This is a genomic window from Paraburkholderia phenoliruptrix, from assembly GCF_019511605.1.
In the GTDB taxonomy this organism is placed as follows: Bacteria; Pseudomonadota; Gammaproteobacteria; order Burkholderiales; family Burkholderiaceae; genus Paraburkholderia; species Paraburkholderia phenoliruptrix_A.
The window spans coordinates 54,612-77,037 of sequence record NZ_JAEUAV010000007.1; the positions used below are offsets into that span (position 1 = coordinate 54,612).

The window sequence follows — 22,426 nt, forward strand, 5'->3', positions numbered from 1 at the left end:
AACCGGCGGCAAAGTACGCGCAAGGCGTGGAGGAAGACACTCGAATGAATGCACTGGAACATCAACTCGACTATCCGTTCAAGGACTTGCTGCCCGAGCCGGGCGAGGCGCACGAAGTGGCGCCTGGCGTGTTCTGGCTGCGCATGCCGTTGCCGTTCGCGCTCGACCATATCAACCTGTGGCTGCTGCGTGACCGGATCGACGGTCAGGACGGCTGGACCGTGGTCGATTGCGGAATTGCGTCCGACGCGATCAGGCAGAACTGGGAAAAGGTGTTCGACACGGTGCTCGACGGTTTGCCGGTGCTGCGCGTGATCGTCACGCATTGCCATCCCGACCACGTGGGTCTTGCACACTGGGTTTGCAGCGGGGGCGACAAGAAGCGCTGGGACGCACGCTTGTGGATGACGCTCGGCGAATACATGCAGGCCCGCGTGATGGCGGCCGGCGACGGCTCCAACGCGGGCGGCGAGGCCGCGGCCCGGCACTTCGCGCTGCACGGCGTGACGGACGCGGCGTCGCTGGAGAAACTGCGCAACCGGCAGAGCTACTACGCGAATCTGGTACCGGCGGTGCCCGGCCAATACCGCCGTTTGCGCGAAGCGGACGGCGTGAGGATCGGCAAAAGGACGTGGCGCGTGGTAACGGGCTACGGCCATTCGCCTGAACACTGCGCGCTCCATTGCGAAGAACTCGGCGTGCTGATTTCCGGTGACATGGTGTTGCCGCGCATCTCGACCAACGTGTCGGTGTTCGCGATGGAGCCGGAGGGCTCGCCGTTGGCGCTCTATCTGGAGTCGCTGGCGCGCTATGAGGCGATGCCGGAAGACACGCTCGTGCTGCCCTCGCATGGCAAGCCGTTTCGCGGCGTGCGCACGCGCATCGCGCAATTGCGCGAGCATCACGACGCGCGTCTTGCCGAAGTGCGCGAGGCGTGCGCGGCAAAGCCGCACAGCGCGGCGGACATCGTGCCGCTCATGTTCAGGCGCGAGCTCGACATTCACCAGTTGACCTTTGCAATGGGCGAGGCGCTCGCGCACTTGCATCTGCTGTGGCTGGCCGGGGCGTTAAAGCGCACGCAGGATGCGGATGGGGTGGTGCGGTTTTCGGCGTGAATCATGCGGTAACGGCGACGCCTGGCGTCTCGCCTGATGCGATGAAAAAAGCCCGGTGCTTTCGCGACCGGGCTTTTTTTGCCTGAGCGTAGAAGACGATTACTGCACCGCCACCGCGCCAAAGTTCTGCCGTCCAAACGGACTCACGTGATAACCGCTGACATTGGTGCGGGTGATTGCCGCCGCGGTCGGGTAGCCGAGCGGAATCCACAGCGCCTGATCGTGAATGATCTGCTGCGCGGCCTCGTACGCTTTTGCGCGCTTGCTCTGGTCCGGTGTGGACTTGCCGTCCGCGATCAGCTTGTCGAGGTCCTGGTCGCAATAGCGCGCGAAATTGATGCCCGACTTCACCGCATTGCAGCTAAAGAGCGGCGACAGGTAATTGTCCGGGTCGCCGTTGTCGCCGGCCCAGCCCATGAACAGCGAGTCGTGCTGGCCTTGTTTGGCCTGCTTGATCAGCTCGCCCCACTCGATCACCTTGACGTCGGCCTTCACGCCGATCTTCGCGAAGTCCGCTTGCAGCAATTCGGCGCCCGCCTTCGGATTCGGGTTCAGCACGCTGCCGTTCGGACGCACCCAGATGGTGGTTTCAAAGCCGTTCGGGTAACCGGCATCCGCGAGCAGTTTCTTTGCCTTTACCGGGTCATACGGCCACGCCTTCACGGCCTTGTCGTAGCTCCAGGTGTTCGGCGGATAGGGATTCACAGCAGGCGTCGCGGTGTTGTCGAACACCGTCTTCAGATAGGTGCCGCGGTCGAACGCCATGTTCAGTGCGGCGCGCACCTTCTGATTGTCGAGCGGCTTTTTCTGCGTGTTCAGTGCGACGAACGCGGTCATGAATGCCGGTGTCTGCACGATGGCGAGCGACTTGTCGTTCTTCGCATCGGCGAGATCCTGCGGCTTCGGCGACAGCGCGATCTGGCATTCGCCGGCCTTCACCTTCTGCGCGCGCACGGTGGCGTCGGGCGTGATCGCGTAGATCAGGCGGTCGATCTTCGGTTTCGGGCCCCAGTAGGTCGGATTCACGTCATAGCGGATCACCGCGTCTTTCGTGTAGCTCTTGAGCTCGAACGGGCCTGTGCCGATCGGCTTCGCGTTCAGGTCGGTCTGCTTGCCGGCCTTCAGCAGTTGATCGGCGTATTCCGCGGAATAGATTGAAGCGAAGCCCATCGTCAGGATCGACACGAACGTCGCATCCGGCGCGTTCAACTCGAACTTGACGGTATTGTCGTCGACCTTGCTGATCGACTTGATGAGCTTGGGCAAGCCCATCGACTGCGCATGCGGGAAGCCGCTTGCGCCCGCCACCTTGTGCCACGGGTTGCTGTCGTTGAGCATGCGGTCGAACGTGAAGACCACGTCGTCGGCATTCAGCGGCCGGGTCGGCTTGAAGTAGTCGGTAGTCTGGAACTGCACGTTCGGGCGCAGATGGAACGTGTACGTGAGGCCGTCCGCGCTCACTTCCCATTTGTCGGCGAGCGACGGCACCACTTTCTTTGCGGCCTCGTCGTATGAGACGAGCGAATTGAAGATCACATCAGCCGACGCATTGGTCGTGACGAGCGAGTTGAACTGCACGACGTCGAAGCCGTCGGGGCTCGACTCGGTGCAGACGGTCAGCGGTTTGGCGAGCACGTGCGCGCTCGCCGTGACGAGTACGGCGGCTGCGAGCAGTTTGAAGCGCATAAGATCTCCGGTAACGAGCGCAGTCAGGCAGTGCGTCTGGTTGTGGTTATGTTGCGTTGACGGGCGACGAACAGCCGGTGGCGCAGCCGTCGCGTTCATTCTGATACGTTTCGGGCGCTCGCGCATGTCACCATAAACCAGGCTCATGTGCGCGCCGGCCTTGGCGAAAGCTTATCGAAGGCACGTTCCGGCGACAACGACATAATCCGCATATTCATATGGGGACGCCCGGGGCCGGCTGCGGCGCAGCGTATTCACCCCGCTGCGGCACGGCGCCTCAGGTAGGCGACCCCTTCGATCGCGCGCACGCCATACCAGGAAACCATTTCACCGTCGATCAGCTCGATGCGCGTGCCGGCAAAACGCGGATCGCGCTTGAGCGCATCGCAGTGTGCCTGCGTGAAGCGATACGGTTCGCTCGAAAGCAGAATGCGCTCGACGCCGTCAAGCCACGGCGCGCGCCCGCCGCCGTCCAGATCGAACGTCGGATAGCGGCTTGCGCCAGCGGCACCGCCTTGCACGTCGGGCAGCGTGTGCCAGTTCACGAGGCGCAGCATCGCGGAAATGTAAGTGTCGCGCGCAACCGTCATCCACGGTTCGCGCCAGATCAGATACAGCACGTTTTGAGCGGCGAATGACTGCGATGCGGCTTCGTTCAGGCGCGTTTGCAACGCGTCGGCGAGATGCCGCGCTTCATCTTCGCGATCGAAAATCGCACCCAGCAGTGCGTACAGCGAAAGATTGTCTTGCGGCGTTTGCGGATGCGTCACGACGACATGCGACACGAAGGCGCGCAGTTGCTCGACGGTGTCGCGTTCGTTTTCGTCGATATTGACGATCAGATGCGTGGGTTGCAGTGCGCGCACCGCGTCGATACGCACCGCTTTCGTGCCGCCCACTCTGGGTACGCTGCCGACCTTGTCGCGCGGATGCACGCAAAAGCCGGTACGCCCGACAATCTGCCGCTCGAGCCCGAGCGCAAACAGCAGTTCGGTGATGCTCGGCACCAACGAGACGATACGGGCGCCGACGCCCGCTGGTTCGTGCGCGACGCCGCTTGCATCGACCGCACGGGCACACATGATTTACTCGACGACGGCGCGCGGCTTGCGCGGCGCGCGTTCGAACACGCGGTCGTAAAGCCAGCGCGGGGCGGCGTGCAGCAGCATGGCCACGAGCCGCATCTGCCACGGAAAGACCGCGAAAGCGACGCGGCGCTCGATAGCGTGCGCGGCTTTCACGGCGAACTGCTGCGCGTCCATCAGGAAGGGCATGGTGTAGGGGTTGTGCGCGGTCATCGGCGTGCGGATATAGCCGGGCGCAATCGTCACGACGCTGACGCCGTGCGGGCGCATTTCGACGCGCAACGCTTCGAGATACTTGAACGCCGCCGACTTGGACGCGCTGTACGCGCCCGAGCCCGGCAGGCCGCGCACACCCGCGACGCTCGCAATGCCGACGAGCGTGCCGCGTCGCGCGGCGGCCATCGCAGTCGCGAACGGCTCGAAGGTAGCGACCATGCCGAAGTAGTTGATGTCCATCACTTCGCGGAAGGTGCGCAGGTCGCCTTCGCCAGTTACCGCGCCACGGCTCACGCCGGCATTGGCAATCACGATGTCCGGCTGGCCGTGCTGCGCGATGAACTGCGCGGCGGCTTCGGCGAGCGCCTCGGCGTCGCGCACGTCGACGCAATAGCAGGAGATGGAGCTTTGCGGATGAGCCCGCTGGAAGGCGGCGAGCGCTTCGCCGCGGCGGGCAACCAGACCGAGAATCGCGCCGCGCCGGACATATTCGGAGGCAAGCGCGAGGCCGATTCCACTCGAAGCGCCGGTAATGAAAACTTTCAACGGTGAACTCATTCCGGCGCCTCGTCTTTACATCTTCTTCGCGCGAACCTGCTGGACCAGGAAGTCGAGCACCTGTAGCGTGCCGGGCAGGCTGCCGGTCGCGGCCGGGCCGGTCTCATACTTGCCCTGCACGGCGATGGTCGGCACGCCGTCGATCTTGTAGTCGTCCAGCAGCTTCTTGTCCTTTTGCAGCGCGCTTTGCGTCGAGAACGAGTTGTACGCGTCCATGTACTTTTTCGGATCGACGCCGTTCTTCGCGAGGAATTTGGCCTGGTCTTCCGGCGTCAGCAGGTAGTTCTTGTTGACGTGAATTTCGTTGAAGACCTTCGGCGTGAGTTGCGGCGCCACGCCGAGTGCGTCGAGCGCGTGATACATCTTCGAATGCGGAATGAAGTCGTCGCGGAAGGCGACCGGCACACGCTTGAAGACGACGTCCGGCCCTTGCTTCTTCAGCCACGATTCCAGGTACGGCTCGAATTCGTTGCAATGCGGGCAGCCGTACCAGAAGAATTCGGTGACCTCTATCTTGCCGGCGGGCACGTCGACAGGCTGCGCGCTGGCGAGAGTGGTGTAGTCTTTGCCCGCAACCGGCGCGGCCGGCGATGCGTGCGCCGAGGCTGCGACAAGACCCAGCGACAGGAACAGAATGCTCAGCAGTTTTTTCATGTTGTGTTGGTCCAGTAGGCTAAACAGTGGCGCCACGCAAATGCCCGTCACCGTTTTCAGATTCGGCGTTCGACGGTTATAGCTCCCGCCGTGGTCAATCATGCTCAGCGTGCGTGCGATTCCTGTGACAGACGCCGCGCCGATGACCCGGCGGCGGCGCATGGCGGCGGATCGCGCGCTAGTTATTGTTTCGTAAAGCGGATAACGGCGGTGTCCACGCCCGCGTCCGACAGACGCTGGCGGCTCGCGTTCATGTCCTCGAACTTCGAGAACGGCCCGATACGTACGCGATAGTACGTGACACCGCCCGCATCGCGCTGCGTGACCTTCGACTCGAAGCCCTGGAACGCGAGACGCGCGCGTTGCTGTTCGGCGTCCGCGGCGGTCTTGTAGGCGCCCACTTGCAGGAAGTAGCCGGTATTCGCGTCGCCCGGTGCGGGCGCCGCGCCCGAGCCCGGCTTGGCGTTGGCCACTGCCGCCGACGAGGTGCTCTTCGGTGCGGAACCCGCCGCGGTGGCGGCCGGCGCGCTTGCGCCTTGCGGCTTCTTCACCGCGGCCGTGCTGCTACTGCCGTTGTCTTGCGCGGGCTTCGGCGCGACCGCCGTGCCGTTGGCGTTGTTGTTGGCATTGCCGACCGTGGGCGGCACTTCAATGATTTGCGGCTGCTCCAGCATGCCCGACTGCGTTTGCGAGTTGGTCTGGCCCGGCGCGGTGTTCGGCGGCGCGGGTTGCGCGGCCTGCGGCACCGGCTGACCCGGCGACTTGCCTTGCAGCGGACGGTTCGGATCATATTGCGCCTGGCTCGCGCTCGAATCCGACGCCGCGGGCGGCGCGACCTTCGAGACGAACGGCGTAGGCGCACGGGTGATATACAGCGCCACCACTACCGCGATCGCAAGGCCGACGATAAGGCCCAGCACGATGCCGAGAAAAGTGCCCCCGGTTTGTTTCGATTGCTTTGTTGTGCGGCGTGGTTTTGCCATCGTATGAATCACCTGCAAAAAGAATCCTGAAAGGGCCGTCGATTATAACGACGGCCGCATGCATGCTGCGCCGGAGGACTTACATCTTGACGGGAGCGGAGACGCCGATGACCGCGAGGCCGTTGGCGAGCACCTGGCGCGTGGCCGCGAGCAGCGCGACGCGTGCATTGCGCTCGGCCGCATCGTCGACGAGCACGCGCTCGGCTTTGTCATTGTAGAACGAGTGGAATTCCCCGGCGAGGTCGCGTAGATAGAACGCGACCGCGTGCGGTGCCAGTTCGTCGGCGGCGTGTTGCAGCATGTCCGGAAATTCCGCGAGCTTGTTCAGCAGAGCCATTGCGCGCTCGCTCGAGAGCGGCGCGAGGTCGACGTTGGCAAGCGCGCTTTCGTCCGCGCCGTAGTCAGCTCCATACCGTGACTTGCATTCGGCGATGACCGAGCAGATGCGGGCGTGCGCATATTGCACGTAGTGCACCGGGTTCTCGTCGTTCTGCTTTAGCGCCAGGTCAATATCGAACACGAACTCGGTGTCGGCCTTGCGCGAGATCAGGAAGAAGCGCACCGCGTCGCGGCCGCGGCGGATCGTCTCTTCGTCGATCAGGTCGACGGCGGCTTCCGAGCCCGGCGTCGCGCCGCCCGACCATTCGATCAGATCGCGCACCGTCACGTAGCTGCCGGCGCGCTTGGAGATTTTCACCTCTTCGCCGTTGCGCATGACCGTGACCATCTTGTGCAGAATGTAGTCGGGGTAGCCCTTCGGAATGCCGATGCCGAGCCCTTGCAGGCCGGCGCGCACGCGCGCGATCGTGCCGTGGTGGTCGGAGCCCTGAATGTTGATGACCTTGGTGAAGCCGCGCTCCCATTTGGCGACGTGATACGCGACGTCCGGCACGAAGTACGTGTAAGTGCCGTCGCTCTTGCGCATCACGCGGTCTTTGTCGTCCCCGTCATCGGTCGTGCGCAGCCAGAGCGCGCCTTCCTGCTCGTAGGTCTTGCCGGCGGCGATGAGCGCCTCTACCGTCTTCTCGACGCGGCCTTCGGTATAAAGCGACGACTCCAGGTAGTACTGGTCGAACTTCACGCCGAACGCCTGCAGGTCCATGTCCTGTTCGCGGCGCAGATAGGCGACCGCGAAACGGCGGATCGCGTCGAGGTTCTCGACGTCGCGCGCGCCAGTGACGGGCTCGCCGTCGCTGGCGCAGACCGTGACGCCGTTCAGATAGTCTTTCGCGATGTCCGCAATGTACTCGCCGTTGTACGCGGAAGCCGGCCAGCCCGCGTCGCCCGGCGCGAGGCCGCGCGCGCGCGCCTGAGTGGACAGCGCGAGAGTGCCGATCTGCACGCCCGCGTCGTTGTAATAGAACTCGCGATGTACGTCCCAGCCTTGTGAAGCGAGCACGTTCGAGAGCGCGTCGCCGAGCGCGGCCTGGCGGCCGTGGCCAACATGCAGCGGCCCGGTGGGGTTGGCCGACACGAATTCGATCAGAACATGCTTGCCCGCGTCGCGTTGCGAGCGGCCATACGCGTCTTTCTCCGCGAGTACGGCTGCGACCACCGCCTGCTTGGCCGCCGCGGCGAGGCGCAGGTTGATGAAGCCGGGGCCCGCGACTTCGGCGGACTCGATCAGACCTCGCGCCTGCGGCTGCGCGAGCAGCGTATCGACGATCTGCTGGGCCAACTGGCGCGGATTCGCGCGCAGCGGCTTGGCGAGTTGCATTGCCACATTGCAGGCGACGTCGCCGTGTGCCGCGACCTTGGGGCGCTCCAGCGCGATGGTGGGCGACACGAACGCGGCTTCGGTCGCGCCTTGCGTGGCGAGCGCGACCTGCTTCACCGTGTCGGCGAGCAGTGTTTCGAGAGTATGTTTATGTGCGGGCAGCATGCTTGTTGCGAGTCCAGTGAGGCAATCCGGTGAGACGGAGGAAGCGCCGGCCGCCTGGTTGGCGGCCGATTCGGCAGAAGCGTGGAAAGCGGCGGTCCGACCATTGGCGCGCTCTTGACGACGCATGGCGATGCATCGGCATGACGGGCGCGCTGACGGGCACGTTCTCTGCAACGCAGCCAGCGTGCGCCTCGGCCACCTGCAAACTCAAGCCCGCCGGGGCATGCACGCGCGACCGGCCGGGCCGGCCGCGCCTCGTTGCGCCTTGCCGCGCGCGATGCAATTCGGCGCGCTTTTCCGTTCAGCCGGATTTTAGCAGGTGCTAATATGTTCAATGAGATGCCCGGCAAGGGCCGTGGCCGCTGCGCTTGCCCGCGCGGCCGGCACGAGTGCATGGGAGCGCGCGCGGGCGGCCTTCTGCGCCCCCCGCACGTGAAGCCAACATAACCAAAAAAGGGAAATAGTCATGCTGATTACTTTCAAATGCCGCGCCTGCCCGGACGTGATGATGCTGGAGAACCTCGCGCAGTATCTGGTGGGCATTGTCGGCAAGCGCCTGGGTGAACGCGGCGTGATTACGCACGACGAACTCGCGGACGCCATCGCCAAACTCGAAGCGGCCATCACCGTCGACAAGCAGGAGCGCGCCGAACACGACGGCCATTTCCACGAGGGCGAAGAGGGCCACGAGCCTCACGAGATTCCGCCGGGACTTGCGCAGCGGGCCTATCCGTTCCTCGATATGCTGCGCGCCGCGCAAAAAGAGAACGCGGATATCGTCTGGGGGCTGTAGGCGGGGGCTCAGCAGCGAGGGGCGCAGCGCAACGGTCGCGCCGGAAATGAACGGAGCGAGTGGGGCGACGAAAGCGCCTAACCTGCGCGACGCCTCAAACCCGCCGAACCGGACCAACGCGCCCAGCGCGCCCAGCGCGCGCAGAGCACTGGCCGCGGCCCCAAGCCGAGCGGCGCGTTGAAAACGAACCACCAAAGAAAGAGCCCGCTCGAAGCGGGCTCTTTCTTTTCACCAGCCGGAAAACGGCTTGCGCGCCTTTGCCGCTTACTGGCTGGCGGCTTCCGGAGCGACTGCGGGAGCTGATGCACCCTTCTTCATTTTCTGCTTCTTGGGTTTCTTGACGTGTTTCGTGGTGGGCGGCGAGTACGAACTGACCGAACTCGAGCCGGCCGGGGCGGCAGTCTGTGCGAGCGTCGCCGAGGCGCCCAGGGCAAGCGAAACAGCAGTCAATACCAGCGTCAGCTTCTTCATATGATTTTCTCCGTTGACGGTTGCAAGTCGATGAGCCGACGCGTTCTGGTTGCGTCTGGCGGGTCAGGCGGTGTCAGTCTACAAAGCCGAAATTTACGTTGCCGCAAATATTCAGTCTTTCTCGCCCGATATAGTGCGTTCCCCGCCACGCGGTTCATCGGCGCACGCTGACGCCGGCTTGCATCGTGTGGTTACAGCAATGGCGCGAGCGCGCGTTCGGCGTCCGCCTTCGAGAGCGACATACGCTGCGCGTAGTCTTCCAACTGGTCCTCGCCGATCTTGCCCACCGAGAAATACGTGCTGTCCGGATGCGCCAGATAGAAGCCGGACACGCTTGCGGCCGGCAGCATGGCGAGCGACTCCGTCACGCTCATGCCGATCTCGCCCGCTTGCAGCACCTCGAACATGTCGCGCTTCACGAGGTGATCCGGACACGCCGGATAGCCCGGCGCCGGTCGAATGCCGCGATACTTTTCGGCGATCAGTTCGTCGTTGCTCAGGTTCTCCGCGCTCGCGTAGCCCCACAGGTCGCGTCGCACGCGCGCGTGCAGCGCTTCGGCGAAGGCTTCGGCGAAACGGTCTGCGAGCGCCTTCAGCATGATCGCGCTGTAGTCGTCGTGATCCTTTTCGAACTGCTTTTCCTTCACGTCGACGCCAAGGCCCGCCGTGACCGCGAACATGCCGATGTAGTCCGCCACTCCCGACTCCTTCGGCGCAATGAAGTCGGCGAGCGAGCGGTTCGGCCGCATTACACCGTCCACCACCGGACGCACGCTTTGCTGACGCAGGTTGCGCCACGTGAGCGCCACTTCGCTGCGCGTTTCGTCGGTATAGATTTCGATGTCGTCGTCGTTGACACTGTTGGCCGGCAGCAGCGCGAGCACGCCGTTGGCCTGCAGCCAGCGGCCCTGAATCAGGCGGGCCAGCATCGACTTGCCGTCCGAGAACACACGCCGCGCCGATTCGCCGACGATCTCGTCGTTCAGAATGGCGGGATACGGGCCGGCCAGATCCCAGGTCTGGAAAAACGGCCCCCAGTCGATGTAGTTCGCAAGCTCGTTGAGGTCGAAGTTCTTGAACACGCGGCGGCCGATGAACTTCGGCTTGACCGGCTGATAGGTCTTCCAGTCGATCGGCGTTTTGTTCGCGCGGGCTTCGGCGAGCGTGACCATCGGCAACGCTTTCTTGTTGGCGTGCTGCGCGCGAATGCGGTCGTAGTCGGCCTTGAGCTCGTCCAGGTACTTCGTTGCGCCTTCGTCTGAGAGCAGGCTGGAGGCGACCGACACCGAGCGCGACGCATCCGGCACATACACCACCGGCCCTTCGTAATGCGGCGCGATCTTCACGGCCGTATGCACACGCGAGGTGGTCGCGCCGCCGATCAGCAGCGGAATCTTCTTCACGCGGAAGTAGTCGTCGCGTTGCATTTCCGAGGCCACGTAGGCCATTTCCTCGAGGCTCGGCGTGATGAGCCCCGAAAGCCCGATGATGTCCGCGCCTTCCACTTTTGCCTTCGCAAGAATGTCGTTGCACGGGACCATCACGCCCATGTTGACCACTTCGAAGTTATTGCACTGAAGCACGACCGAAACGATGTTCTTGCCGATGTCGTGCACGTCGCCCTTCACGGTCGCAATGACGATCTTGCCCTTCGCGCGCACGTCGCCGCCCGCCGCCGCGAGCTGCTTCTTTTCTTCTTCGATGAACGGAATCAGATGCGCGACCGCCTGCTTCATCACGCGCGCGGATTTCACGACTTGCGGCAGGAACATCTTGCCCTGGCCGAACAGGTCGCCGACGATGTTCATGCCGTCCATCAGCGGGCCCTCGATCACGTTGATCGGGCGCCCGCCTTGCGCGGCGATTTTTGCGCGCACTTCCTCGGTATCTTCGACGATGAAGTTCGTAATGCCGTGCACGAGCGCATGCGACAGACGTTTCTCGACCGGCTGATTGCGCCACTCGAGGTTCTCTTCTTTCTTCGCCGCGCCGGTTTTGAATTTGTCGGCCACTTCCAGCAGACGGTCGGTGCCGTCCGGGCGCCGGTTCAGCACCACGTCTTCAACCAGTTCGCGCAGCTCCGGGTCAAGGTCGGCGTATACGCCGAGCTGGCCCGCGTTGACGATGCCCATGTCCATGCCGGCCTGAATGGCGTGATACAGGAACACGGTATGGATCGCCTCGCGCACCGGGTCGTTGCCGCGGAACGAGAACGACACGTTCGACACGCCGCCGCTCACCTTCGCATACGGCAGGTTTTCCTTGATCCAGCGGGTTGCGTTGATGAAGTCGACCGCGTAGTTGTTGTGTTCCTCGATGCCGGTGGCGATCGCAAAGATGTTCGGATCGAAAATGATGTCTTCCGGCGCAAAGCCGACTTCATTCACGAGAACGTCGTATGAGCGTTTGCAGATCTGCGTCTTGCGCTCGAACGTGTCGGCCTGGCCCTGCTCGTCGAAGGCCATTACCACGGCGGCCGCGCCGTAGCGGCGAATCATTTTGGCGTGGTGGCGGAATGCTTCTTCGCCTTCCTTCAGCGAGATCGAATTGACGATTGCCTTGCCCTGCACGCATTTCAGGCCCGCTTCGATCACTTCCCATTTCGACGAGTCGATCATGATCGGCACGCGCGCAATGTCGGGCTCAGACGCGATCAGGTTCAGAAAGCGCACCATCGCCGCTTTCGAGTCGAGCATCGCTTCGTCCATGTTCACGTCGATCACCTGCGCGCCGTTTTCGACCTGCTGACGCGCAACCGCGATCGCCTCGTCGAACTGGTCGTTCAGGATCATTCGCGCGAACGCTTTCGAGCCGGTCACGTTGGTGCGTTCGCCGACGTTGATGAAAAGCGTCCCGGACGTGACGTTAAACGGCTCGAGGCCGGCAAGGCGCATGGTGTGATCGGTCATGGCGTATGTGCGAGTCGATGGCGTGCGTTAGGTGCGGCCGGGTCGCGACGGATGTGCGTGAACCGGCGTCTCGTGTCGACGGCGCGTTAAGCGGCGTCGCGATACTGCGTCGGCCACTTGCGCGGCTTCACTTCGGCAAGCGCTTTGGCTATCGCCGCAATGTGCTCAGGCGTCGTGCCGCAGCAGCCGCCGGCAATGTTCACGAGACCCGCCTCGGCGAATTCCTTCAGCAGGCCGGAGGTGTCCGCCGGCAGTTCGTCAAAGCCGGTGTCGCTCATCGGATTCGGCAAGCCTGCGTTCGGATAGCACGACACATAAGTGTCGCAGAGCTTGGCCAACTCGGCGATGTACGGGCGCATCAGCGCCGCGCCGAGCGCGCAGTTCAAACCGAACGTAAGCGGCTTCGCGTGCCGCAGCGAGTTCCAGAAAGCCTCGACAGTTTGCCCCGACAGAATGCGCCCGGAGGCGTCCGTGACGGTGCCCGAGATCATGATCGGCAGGCGCTCGCCGGTGTTCTCGAACAGTTCGTCGAGCGCAAACAGCGCGGCTTTTGCGTTCAGCGTGTCGAAAATGGTTTCGACGAGGAACAGGTCCGCGCCGCCGTCGAGCAGCGCCTTCGCCTGCTCGTAGTAAGCGGCGTGCAACTCGTCGAACGTCACATTGCGCGCGCCCGGGTCGTTCACGTCAGGCGAAATGCTCGCGGTTTTCGGCGTCGGTCCGATCGCGCCGGCGACGAAGCGCGGCTTGTCCGGTGTCGAGAACTTGTCGCACGCGGCGCGCGCGAGTTTCGCCGACTCGAGGTTCATTTCCACGGCCAGCGCTTCCATGCCGTAGTCCGCCTGCGCGACCGTGGTCGCGCCGAACGTATTCGTTTCGATGATGTCCGCACCCGCGGCGAGATACTGCTCATGAATCTCGCTGATGATCTGCGGCTGCGTGATGGACAGCAGTTCGTTATTGCCCTTGATGTCGCGCCCGTAGTCCTTGAAACGCTCGCCGCGATAGCGCGCTTCGTCGAGCTTGTAGCGCTGGATCATCGTGCCCATTGCGCCGTCCAGAATCAGGATGCGCGACTTGAGCAGCGCAGGCAGTTCCTTGCCGCGCGTGTACTCGGGTTCGGGACGGACTGACTTGACGGTTTGGGCAGGCTGGTTCATGGCGGACGAGGGCTTGGGCCGGCTTTTTCGGGAACCTGTCATTGTAGCCGCAGCCGGCTTGTTGCGCCGGACGCGGCGGCGGGAGGCAAAAAGAGCGCGAGTCGTAGGTGAATCGTACAGGCCGGTATGCTGCCGGTATCCGCCGCTAAAGGCTAACCGCAGCCTGGAAAAAGAAAACGGTCCAACGCGCCGGGGCCCGCTGAACCGTTTCCACTCAGGTCGACCGCCTGACAAAGACCGCCGGTAAAACCGGACGGCGCGGTCGGTAGATGTCGCCAAAAACGTTAAAAAGCTCCAAACGTCGAAAAACGACGCGCGAGGCGTTCAGTGAAGAATGACCGGTTGATGCATGAGACTGTCGAACTGGCCGAGGAATTCATCTACTTCGTCGAGCGACGGTTCTTCTTCGATCAGCTTCTGCACGTTCTCGCGAAAGCGTGCCGCCATTGCACCGTCGATGTAAATTTCACGCTGCATGTTCTTGTCGACGATCTCATAGCCACCCGATTTCATGGCCAGCGGACCTTCCTGCGGCGGAAACTCGACGACACAATAGTTGGGGCTGTTGTAGATCATTTGCATGGCGACACTCCTTATTTCCGTTGGCTCCTGGCCGTTCCTGCGCCTTACTTGGAGCTTATGGTTTGGAATTCAAGGGGTGGGTCCGGGGTGACGCTTGTAAAAGTTCCGAACCTACCGGTTAGACCGGCCTTTCAAGAAACGTTTCAAGCCGTGCGGCAAACCGTTGGGACTGCTCGACAGGCGCAAGATGAGCGGCGTCGAGCAATTCGAACTGCGCGCCTTGAATGGCATCTGCTATTGCCTGACTAGCAGCAGGCGGCGTGCCCGTGTCATGGCGCCCCCCTACCACCAGAGTTGCGCAGCGAATGTCCGCCAGCTTACTGCGTACGTCGAAATCGCGCAGCGCTTCGCACGCCTTGGCGTAGCCTTCGGGCAACGTTCGGCTGAGCGCCTCGCGTATCGGCTCGACGGCCTCGGGGTGCGCGGCGCGGAACTCGGGCGTCAGCCAGCGCTCGAGCGTGGCTGGCACGAGCGGCTCCATGCCGTCCCGGCGCGCGGCCGCGGCGCGTTGGTCCCACGTCGCGCGGGCCTCCGGCAGGCTGGCGGCGGTGCTGTCGGCAATGGTGAGCGTGTTCACGCGCGAAGGGTGAGCCAGCGCGAACTGCTGCGCGATCATGCCGCCCATCGACATGCCCACGAGGTGCGTGGCCGTGGCGCCCAGCGCATCGAGCAATGCGGCAAGGTCGCCGGCCAGATCGGCAATCGTGAACGGCGCGGTCGACGCGGCTGTCTCGCCATGGCCGCGCACGTCGTAGCGCAGCACCGTGTAGTCGTCGCGGAAATAGCCGGCGAGCTGGTCCCACACCGACAGGTCGCCGCCCAACTGATGAATGAACGTGAGCCAGGGGCCGCCGCCTTCGTTGCTCAGCACGTAGCGCGTTTCGATACCGTTGATGTTCACTTGCATGCAAGCTCCTTCAAGGGGACGCAGGGAGGAAGCCGTTGGCGCAGGCCGCCGCCTGCCGTTCATGCGCAGCGCGGCTCACGCAACGGTTGCATCAGATGATGCAGAGTCGGCACACGGTAGGAAGTTTCGTCGAACATGCGAGGCACCATTCGGGTGCAAAGCCTTGCTTTTGTGGCTTCGCTTTGACGGGCTCGGCCCGCATTACGGCTTGATGTTGCCCGAGGTGTCGCCCGGAGTATCGCCAGGAGTATCGCCTGGACTCGCCTCTTCGACCGGCGCAGTACTGGCAGGAGCATTTGCCGGGCCGTCCGGCGAAGCGGCCGGCGCAGCGGCGCTTGCACCGTTTGCGGTATTCAGCTTGCCGCGCCAGACGAGCTCGAACTGCGTGCCGTTGGGCTCCGTCTGCACGAGGCGCGCGGGCAGCCAGCCGAGCGAAGGCGCAAGCCATACGTCGATGCGGCGCAAGTCGCCCTCGCGGCGCGGCAGCCGTTTGAAATGGCGCGTCTGGACGTAGCCCTGCGCAGTGCGGATGGTTTCGTCGCCAATGGTCTCGACGGGCCAGTTTTCGCCGCTGTCGCTATCCACGACAAAGAACTGCCGGGTGACGCCCGGCTTGTACGCGTCGGGATCGCCGCGCACGAGGCTTGCCAGTTGCATCACCATGCTGAAGCGGTCCTGCGCGCCGTCGGGCAGCGGCAGCGTGTTGGGCGTGCGCGTGAAGGCGATCTTGTGGTCGGCGCGGTTGAAGATGGACAGGTCTTCCGCGCGACGGCCGCGTTTTTCCACGTATTGCTCTGGCGCGAGGCCAAATGCGTCGATACGGCCGTGGCTCGAATAGACAAAGGTGCCCACGAAAGGTAAGGGCACCGAAACCACCATTTCGTAGCTCTCGGCGCTGCTGGTCCAATGAATCGTGCCGGGCTGGTTGCGTACGCCGTTGTAAAAGGTGTCGTACTGCAGGTCGCCGGACGGCGGGACTGAGAATTTGACGCCGGAGGCGGCTTGCGGTGCGTTGGCGGTCGCGTTACCAGTTGCGCTGCCCGTGGCATTGGCCGATGCGCCGCTTGCGGCACTGGCGGGCACCGCGTTTGCGGCGGGCACGCTTGCCGCGGCCTGCGATGCCGCATTCGACGCCGCCGCCGCCTGCTCTGCCGGCCGCAATGCGCTCAGCACATGTTCGCGAGGTTTGCTGGCGACGGGCCTGCGCGGGCGTTGCCGCTCAGGCTGCGCGGGCGCCGCAGCTACAGCCGCCGGATCGCGCTCAATGCGCTCCGGCTGGAGCAGCGCGACCTGCACGGGCACATGTTCGTCATCCGAAGGATTCAGTGTTGCGCGGTGACGCTCGACCCACTGCGCGGCGATCCAGTGAAGCGCGCCGACCACGACCAGCACGGCGAGCCATCGCCACGCGCGCCGGGCAAGGCGCGGCTCGTCGGGTGGCGTGAGACTGGCGGCGCGTGCGGTGGAAGGTAAGGCCATCGGCGAAAAAGTGTGTGCGAGGTGGGAAGCTGGCGTGCGCGTTCAACGCGGCGTCGGACTATAGCCGAGTTCGTACGAGAGCTTGCGCGCGCACTCGCGCAGCGCGGTGTCGATTTCGCCGCCCCAGCTAATGTCGAACACGCCTTCGTGACCGAGCGCGACGAGGCCGAGCGCCAGCTCGCCGGTGGAGTCGAACACCGGCATGGAGAACGCGTGAATGGTGGGCAGCAACATGCCTTCCACGCGCGCCGCTTCGTGCTCACGCACTTGCGCGAGCACGCGCTCGACTTCCTCGCGCGTGCGCGGCACGACGCCATGCGACGAGCGCCGCGTGTCGGCCAGCTCGCGTTCGATCATCGCAGCGGTTTTGCCGGGCGGCAGGTACGCGGCGAACAGCAGGCCGGTGGCGGAGCTGAGCAGAGGCATGACGTCGCCGAGCTTGAGCGACGCCTTGGCCGGGTGGCTCGACTCCATCCAGTGCACCATGGTCGGCCCCTGGTTGCCCCACACGGCAATGCCGACCGTCAGGTCCAGACGGTCGCGCAATTCGGCAAGCGCGATGCGCGCGAGCTTCACGCCGTCGACGCGGGCAAGCCGCGCAAGTCCCAGTTGCAGCGCGAAGCCGCCGAGCTCATAGCGCCCCGACAACGCGTCTTGCGCGACGACGCCTAGCCGCAGAAAGCTCACCAGATAACGGTGCGCTTTCGCCGGGCTCATGCCGGCGCGCTGCGCGAGGTCGCGCAGCATCATGGCGCGCGGCTCGTGGGTCAGCACCTCGAGCAGTCTGAAGCCGACTTCAATCGACTGAATGCCCGAGCGCAGTTTTTCTTCGCCCGAATCGGCGGAATCGTCATCGGCCTCGGCTGTGTCGAACGGTCCGGCTGCTTTGGTGTCGGCAAGAGCATCGGCTTTGGCATCGTTACGGCTTGCACCGGAGCGGGCAGTGTGCGGCATGAGCAAAAGCGCGCGAAGCGCGGTGAGAGTCAACGTGAAAACCGTCCGCACGCAGGCTGCACTCGAGCCGCAAGCTGCAAGCGGCAGGCTGGGGTTGGGCGGTGCGGATTCACCATCGTAGAATAGATTCCCTCTATCGTCACTAACACGGTTCATTCCTCCATGAAACTTGCCACGCTGAAGGACGGCACGCGCGACGGTCAACTGATCGTCGTGTCCCGCGACCTGCATACCGCTGCCATTGCCGATGCCATCGCGCCCACGTTGCAGCGCGTGCTCGACGACTGGGCCTTCTACGCGCCGCAACTGCACGACCTGTACGACGCGCTGAACCAGGGCCGCGCGCGCAACACGTTCCCGTTCGACGCGAGCGACTGCATGGCGCCGCTGCCGCGTGCATTCCAGTGGGCCGACGGATCGTCGTATGTGAATCATGTCGAACTCGTGCGGCGCGCACGCGGTGCGGAAATGCCGCCGGAATTCTGGACCGATCCGCTGATGTACCAGGGCGGCAGCGACGATTTCATTGGTCCGAAAGACGACGTGGTGTGCGCATCCGAAGCGTTCGGCATCGACTTCGAGGCAGAAGTTGCAGTTATCACCGGCGACGTGCCGATGGGCGCGACGCCCGACCAGGCGCTCAGAAGCGTGCGACTGATCACGCTCGTCAACGACGTTTCGCTGCGCAACCTGATTCCGGCCGAACTGGCGAAGGGCTTCGGCTTCTTCCAGAGCAAGCCAGCATCGTCCTTCGCGCCCGTCGCCGTGACGCCCGACGAACTGGGCGAACATTGGCGCGAAGGGCGTGTGCACCGGCCGATGATCGTCCATTGGAACGGCAGGAAGGTCGGTCAACCGGACGCCGGCACCGACATGGTGTTTCACTTCGGCCAACTGATCGCGCACGCGGCGAAAACGCGCAATCTGCGCGCGGGCGCGATTGTCGGTTCGGGCACCGTGTCGAACAAGGACGCAAAGCGCGGCTACTGCTGTATCGCCGAAAAGCGTTGCCTCGAGACCATTGAGCACGGCGCGCCGCAGACCGAGTTCATGAAGTACGGCGACACGGTGAAGATCGAAATGTTCGACGAAGCGGGCAAGTCGATCTTTGGTGCCATCGAGCAGAGCATCGCACCGCTCGACTGACGCGCCAGCCCTGCCGAAAGGGTTTCGCCCGATGCCGCTGTGAGCGCGCGCCGCTACACTGACTGGCGCGGCATCGACGGCCAATCAGAACGAAAAACACATGTGAGGAGACACCATGCGGCGAGCTGAATCTGTTGGATCGGAAAGGGTGAGCAGGGCGGATGCGCGCGCATGGCGCGAGAGGCTGCCGCAGTTTGGGCCGCAGCAGTCCAGGCCGCAGTTAAAGCCGCAGTTCAAGCCGCAGATAAGGTCGCAGTTCACGTCGGGGCCCGCGCCGCGGTTCACCCGGCTTGCGCAGGCGGCGCGTCGTGTTGCCACGGTGTGCGCGACGCTGGCAAGCTTGTCGCCGGCTATTGCGCTTGCCCAGGTGAAGATTGGCCTCGTGCTTTCGCTGACGGGCCCTGCCGCCTCGCTCGGCATTCCTGCGCGTGATACCGCCACCATGCTGCCCAAGCAGGTCGGCGGCCAGAGCGTCGAATACATCGTGCTCGACGATGCGTCCGACACGACCCAGGCTGTGCAGGACACCAAGAAGCTGATCTCCGAAAATCACGTCGACGCGATCATCGGATCGTCCATAACGCCGAACTCGCTGGCAATGATCGACGTAGTCTCAGACGGCACCACGCCGATGATCTCGCTCGCGTCGTCGGCGAAGATTATCGAGCCCGTGGACGCCAAGCGCCGGTGGGTCTTCAAGACTCCGCAAACCGACGCAATGATGGCTTCGGCGATAGCCGAGCATGCGAGCACGCGCGGCGTGAAGACCGTTGCGTTCATCGGCCAGGCAGACGCCCTCGGCGAAACTTTCTACGCCGAAGTCGCGAAGTTCGCGCAACTGCATCACATGGAGATGGTCGCGAGCGAGCGCTTCAATCGCACGGACCCGAGTGTGACCGGTCAGGTGCTGAAAATTCTCGCGACGCGTCCGGACGCCGTGGTGGTCGGCGCGGCCGGCACGCCCGCCGCACTGCCGCCGAAGACGCTCAGGGAACGCGGCTACAAAGGGCTGATCTATCACAATCACGGCGTCGGCAATAACGACTTCCTGCGCGTGTGCGGCGCGGACTGCAGCGGCACTTTCCTGCCTGCGAGCCCGGTGCTGGTCGCCGCGCAATTGCCGGCGGACCATCCGGCCAAACGCCTTGCGCTCGACTACATCGCGCGCTTCGAGGCGCTGCGAGGGCCGGGCACGGTGTCGGCGTTCGGCTCGTACACATGGGACGCGGGCATGCTGCTCGAGCATGCCGTGCCTGTCGCGCTGAAGGCCGCGTCGCCAGGCACGCCGGAATTTCGCCGCGCGTTGCGCGACGCGCTCGAAGCCACGCGCGGTCTCGCGGACACCAACGGCGTCGTGAACATGAGCGCCGCGGACCACTTGGGCCTCGACCAGCGCGCGCGCGTGATGGTCGAAATAAGAAACGGCAAATGGATCTATCAGCCGCGTTGAGCGAGGCCGGGGCTCGGCGATCCGCCGCCCCAGCCACCCGCGCACTTACGTATGCATCCCGGACACATCGCCATGTCTCAGCAACCTCACAGTAACGACGCCTTTTACGCACATTACCGCTCGCTTCAGTTGCATCGTCGGCCACACGGCGTACTCGAAGTGGTAATGAGCGGCGAAGGCGCGAACAAAAGCGCCCTCGCCACCGCGGATGCGCGCATGCATTACGAACTCGCCGAAATCTGGCGCGACATCGACCGCGATCCCGAGACGCGCGTCGCGATCATTCGCGGCGAGGGCAAGGGTTTTTCTGCCGGCGGCGATCTGCAACTGGTCGAAGACATGGCGACCGATTTCGACGTGCGCGCCCGCGTATGGCGCGAGGCTCGCGATCTGGTCTACAACGTGATCAACTGCAGCAAGCCGATCGTCTCGGCGATGCACGGTCCCGCTGTGGGCGCCGGGCTCGTCGCGGGGCTGCTCGCGGACATTTCGATCGCAGCGAAGACGGCGCGCATCATCGACGGTCATACGCGGCTCGGCGTCGCGGCGGGCGACCATGCGGCAATCGTGTGGCCGCTTCTGTGCGGCATGGCGAAAGCCAAGTACTACCTCATGCTGTGCGAACCGGTGAGCGGTGCGGAGGCTGAGCGCATCGGGCTCGTGTCGCTTGCCGTCGACGAAAGCGATCTGCTGCCGAAGGCATTCGAGGTCGCGCAAAAGCTGGCGCACGGCTCACAAACGGCGATTCGCTGGACCAAGTACGCGCTGAACAACTGGCTGCGCTCAGCCGGCCCGGCTTTCGATACGTCGCTGGCGCTGGAATTCATGGGCTTTGCCGGACCCGACGTGCGTGAAGGCGTGAATTCTTTGCGCGAGCGGCGCGCGCCGGACTTTGGCGGCGCCGATCCGTGGCGCGCACGGTGAGGGCAGCGGCGCGATCGTCGCGCGGTATGATCGGTTGCGTATGCGCGGCTCTCACAACCTTTGCACTTTTTTCCCGTGCTTTTCCGTTAATGCAGCGAGGCGACAAGCATGACCGACACATCCGATTCACCTCCGCCGTTTTCCGGTTTCCCCGGTTTTCCGCCTGCTGAGATGCTCGACCGCATGTGGAGCATGATGCGCCTGTCGCCGTTCGGCTCCGCGTTTGGCGGCGCGCAGCCGGGCGCGGGGCTCGCACCGTCGCTGTCGATGATGTCCGACATGATGGCGCCGCTCACCAACGTGGAAGAACTCGACAAGCGCATTACCGACATGCGCGCCGTCGAGCAATGGCTCAAACTGAACCTGAGCATGCTGCAATCCGCGATTCAGGCGCTCGAGGTGCAGCGCGCGACGCTCGCGACGCTGCGCGCGTTCGGCGCATTCGCGCAGCAGTCGATGACGCAGCCGGGCGCCACGGGTCAGGCGCCAACGCCATCGCCCGCACCGGCGCCAGGCCCGTCGCCAGCGAGCGGTTGGCCGCATGCCGAGGCGAGCGCGTCGGCTGCCGCTTCCGGTCCGGCTGCCGCAGAGAGCGCGAACGCGCCGGAAAGCGAGAGCGACGAACAACCCGCCAGCGCCGCACCGGCATTCGACCCGACGGCATGGTGGAACCTGCTGCAATCGCAGTTCAACCAGATCGCCCAATTCGCGATGACGCAGCCGATGGCCGGCGCTGCGGACGCCGCGACAGGCGGCGCACAGGCAGGTTCAGCCGGCAACTCCGCGGACGACGCGGCCGACCTGGCCAGCGAGGCGGTAGGCGGGGCCACAGACGTGCCGCGCCCCTCGCCGGCGGACGCGGCGGCCGCCGCCGCGTCGCGTGAACCAGCTGAATCCGCCGCGAAGCGACCTGCGGCCAAACGCGCGCCGGCTGCCGCGAAGCGCACGGCGGCGGGCACCGGCAGCACTGCGCCGAAACCGCCGAAGAAGTCTTTGTAAGAAGGTGCGCCAGGTGGGCGCGCGCGTCGATCGTCGGCGGCACACAACGACCGAAATCGCCGATTGTCACGGTTTTGACCCCGGTCGCGCGTCACACTCGCGGGATTGCGAATTTCATTGAGACAGGTCAATCAGGCACCCGAATTGCGACAGTCTCCACGCGGGTTTGGAGAAGCCAGCGTGCTATCATTGCAAGGACTTTGTTTGACTTTTGGGCGCGCGCTGAAAACAACCAATCCAGCCGCCCTTGCTCCATTCGCCGCCGGCACGACCGGCGCAGGGCTGGACGGTGCGGTTTTCATCGCAAACTGGCTCGACCTCAGGCATAGGATATTCCTCACCCACGGTTTGGCCGCGCGGCGCGTCATTCGAGCGTGGAATTCCATGTGGCCGCTCTTTACGCACGCTGCCGGACTTCTTCGCTGCCCGTGCATCCAGGCGGCCGGTTACCGCGTAAAATTGAAGGCTTGGCCGGC

18 protein-coding genes and 1 pseudogene are annotated in these 22,426 nt (G+C 64.2%); 6 read left to right on the plus strand and 13 right to left on the minus strand.

Annotation, left to right across the window (positions count from 1 at the left end; genetic code table 11):
* The first annotated feature begins 44 nt into the window (after positions 1 to 44).
* The gene (locus JNB89_RS11925; protein WP_220362324.1) at positions 45 to 1,115 is read left to right on the plus strand and encodes an MBL fold metallo-hydrolase; all 1,071 of its coding nucleotides are present in this window, start codon (positions 45 to 47) and stop codon (positions 1,113 to 1,115) included.
* Positions 1,116 to 1,214: 99 nt separating this feature from the next.
* Here JNB89_RS11925 and JNB89_RS11930 read toward each other — a convergent pair whose 3' ends face one another.
* The 6 genes from JNB89_RS11930 to argS form a co-directional block, all read right to left on the minus strand.
* Positions 1,215 to 2,801 (minus strand): ABC transporter substrate-binding protein, encoded by a 1,587-nt coding sequence (locus JNB89_RS11930; RefSeq protein ID WP_135892371.1) that lies wholly within the window; start codon positions 2,799 to 2,801, stop codon positions 1,215 to 1,217.
* Between the two features lie 254 nt (positions 2,802 to 3,055).
* Positions 3,056 to 3,883, minus strand: coding sequence for a helical backbone metal receptor (locus tag JNB89_RS11935; RefSeq protein WP_220362325.1), 828 nt, complete (start codon positions 3,881 to 3,883; stop codon positions 3,056 to 3,058).
* 3 nt (positions 3,884 to 3,886) lie between these two features.
* Entirely contained in the window at positions 3,887 to 4,660 is a 774-nt protein-coding gene (locus JNB89_RS11940; protein ID WP_220362326.1) for an SDR family oxidoreductase, read from the minus strand.
* A 15-nt stretch (positions 4,661 to 4,675) separates the two neighbouring features.
* Complete coding sequence (locus JNB89_RS11945) at positions 4,676 to 5,314, minus strand: thiol:disulfide interchange protein DsbA/DsbL (RefSeq protein ID WP_220362327.1); 639 nt, start codon at positions 5,312 to 5,314, stop codon at positions 4,676 to 4,678.
* Positions 5,315 to 5,496: 182 nt separating this feature from the next.
* Positions 5,497 to 6,315, minus strand: a complete 819-nt coding sequence (locus JNB89_RS11950; RefSeq protein ID WP_013337853.1) for an SPOR domain-containing protein — start codon at positions 6,313 to 6,315, stop codon at positions 5,497 to 5,499.
* Between the two features lie 61 nt (positions 6,316 to 6,376).
* Positions 6,377 to 8,179 carry an arginine--tRNA ligase gene (gene argS, locus JNB89_RS11955; RefSeq protein WP_220362328.1) on the minus strand — a complete coding sequence of 601 codons (1,803 nt, stop codon included), beginning with the start codon at positions 8,177 to 8,179 and terminating at the stop codon, positions 6,377 to 6,379.
* A gap of 466 nt (positions 8,180 to 8,645) precedes the next feature.
* Here argS and JNB89_RS11960 point away from each other — a divergent pair, with 466 nt between their 5' ends.
* Positions 8,646 to 8,972 (plus strand): DUF1840 domain-containing protein, encoded by a 327-nt coding sequence (locus JNB89_RS11960; RefSeq protein ID WP_013337855.1) that lies wholly within the window; start codon positions 8,646 to 8,648, stop codon positions 8,970 to 8,972.
* 264 nt (positions 8,973 to 9,236) lie between these two features.
* On the opposite strand, the gene JNB89_RS11965 is transcribed toward JNB89_RS11960, so the two are convergent.
* The 7 genes and pseudogenes from JNB89_RS11965 to JNB89_RS11995 all read right to left on the minus strand — a co-directional run bounded on the left by JNB89_RS11965 (position 9,237) and on the right by JNB89_RS11995 (position 17,431).
* A complete protein-coding gene (locus JNB89_RS11965) occupies positions 9,237 to 9,443 on the minus strand; it encodes a hypothetical protein (protein ID WP_013337856.1) in 207 nt (68 codons plus the stop codon).
* A 191-nt stretch (positions 9,444 to 9,634) separates the two neighbouring features.
* Positions 9,635 to 12,355 (minus strand): annotated as a pseudogene (metH, locus tag JNB89_RS11970) (methionine synthase); the annotation flags it as partial.
* Between the two features lie 83 nt (positions 12,356 to 12,438).
* Positions 12,439 to 13,509: a homocysteine S-methyltransferase family protein gene (locus tag JNB89_RS11975; RefSeq protein WP_013337858.1), complete on the minus strand. Its 1,071-nt coding sequence runs from the start codon at positions 13,507 to 13,509 to the stop codon at positions 12,439 to 12,441.
* Between the two features lie 324 nt (positions 13,510 to 13,833).
* Complete coding sequence (locus JNB89_RS11980) at positions 13,834 to 14,091, minus strand: BTH_I0359 family protein (protein WP_013337859.1); 258 nt, start codon at positions 14,089 to 14,091, stop codon at positions 13,834 to 13,836.
* 118 nt (positions 14,092 to 14,209) lie between these two features.
* A complete protein-coding gene (locus JNB89_RS11985) occupies positions 14,210 to 14,998 on the minus strand; it encodes an alpha/beta fold hydrolase (RefSeq protein ID WP_220362330.1) in 789 nt (262 codons plus the stop codon).
* 201 nt (positions 14,999 to 15,199) lie between these two features.
* Positions 15,200 to 16,477 (minus strand): DUF3108 domain-containing protein, encoded by a 1,278-nt coding sequence (locus JNB89_RS11990; RefSeq protein ID WP_220362331.1) that lies wholly within the window; start codon positions 16,475 to 16,477, stop codon positions 15,200 to 15,202.
* Between the two features lie 42 nt (positions 16,478 to 16,519).
* Entirely contained in the window at positions 16,520 to 17,431 is a 912-nt protein-coding gene (locus tag JNB89_RS11995; RefSeq protein WP_220362332.1) for an IclR family transcriptional regulator, read from the minus strand.
* Between the two features lie 162 nt (positions 17,432 to 17,593).
* On the opposite strand from JNB89_RS11995, the gene JNB89_RS12000 reads away from it, so the two are divergent.
* From JNB89_RS12000 to JNB89_RS12015, 4 genes are all read left to right on the plus strand, one after another.
* Positions 17,594 to 18,577, plus strand: a complete 984-nt coding sequence (locus tag JNB89_RS12000) for a fumarylacetoacetate hydrolase family protein (protein WP_220362333.1) — start codon at positions 17,594 to 17,596, stop codon at positions 18,575 to 18,577.
* Between the two features lie 115 nt (positions 18,578 to 18,692).
* On the plus strand, positions 18,693 to 20,027 hold the full coding sequence (locus tag JNB89_RS12005; protein WP_220362334.1) for an ABC transporter substrate-binding protein: 1,335 nt from the start codon (positions 18,693 to 18,695) through the stop codon (positions 20,025 to 20,027).
* Positions 20,028 to 20,099: 72 nt separating this feature from the next.
* Entirely contained in the window at positions 20,100 to 20,951 is an 852-nt protein-coding gene (locus tag JNB89_RS12010) for an enoyl-CoA hydratase/isomerase family protein (protein ID WP_218742024.1), read from the plus strand.
* Positions 20,952 to 21,059: 108 nt separating this feature from the next.
* The gene (locus JNB89_RS12015) at positions 21,060 to 21,950 is read left to right on the plus strand and encodes a PhaM family polyhydroxyalkanoate granule multifunctional regulatory protein (RefSeq protein ID WP_220362335.1); all 891 of its coding nucleotides are present in this window, start codon (positions 21,060 to 21,062) and stop codon (positions 21,948 to 21,950) included.
* Positions 21,951 to 22,426 lie beyond the last annotated feature (476 nt).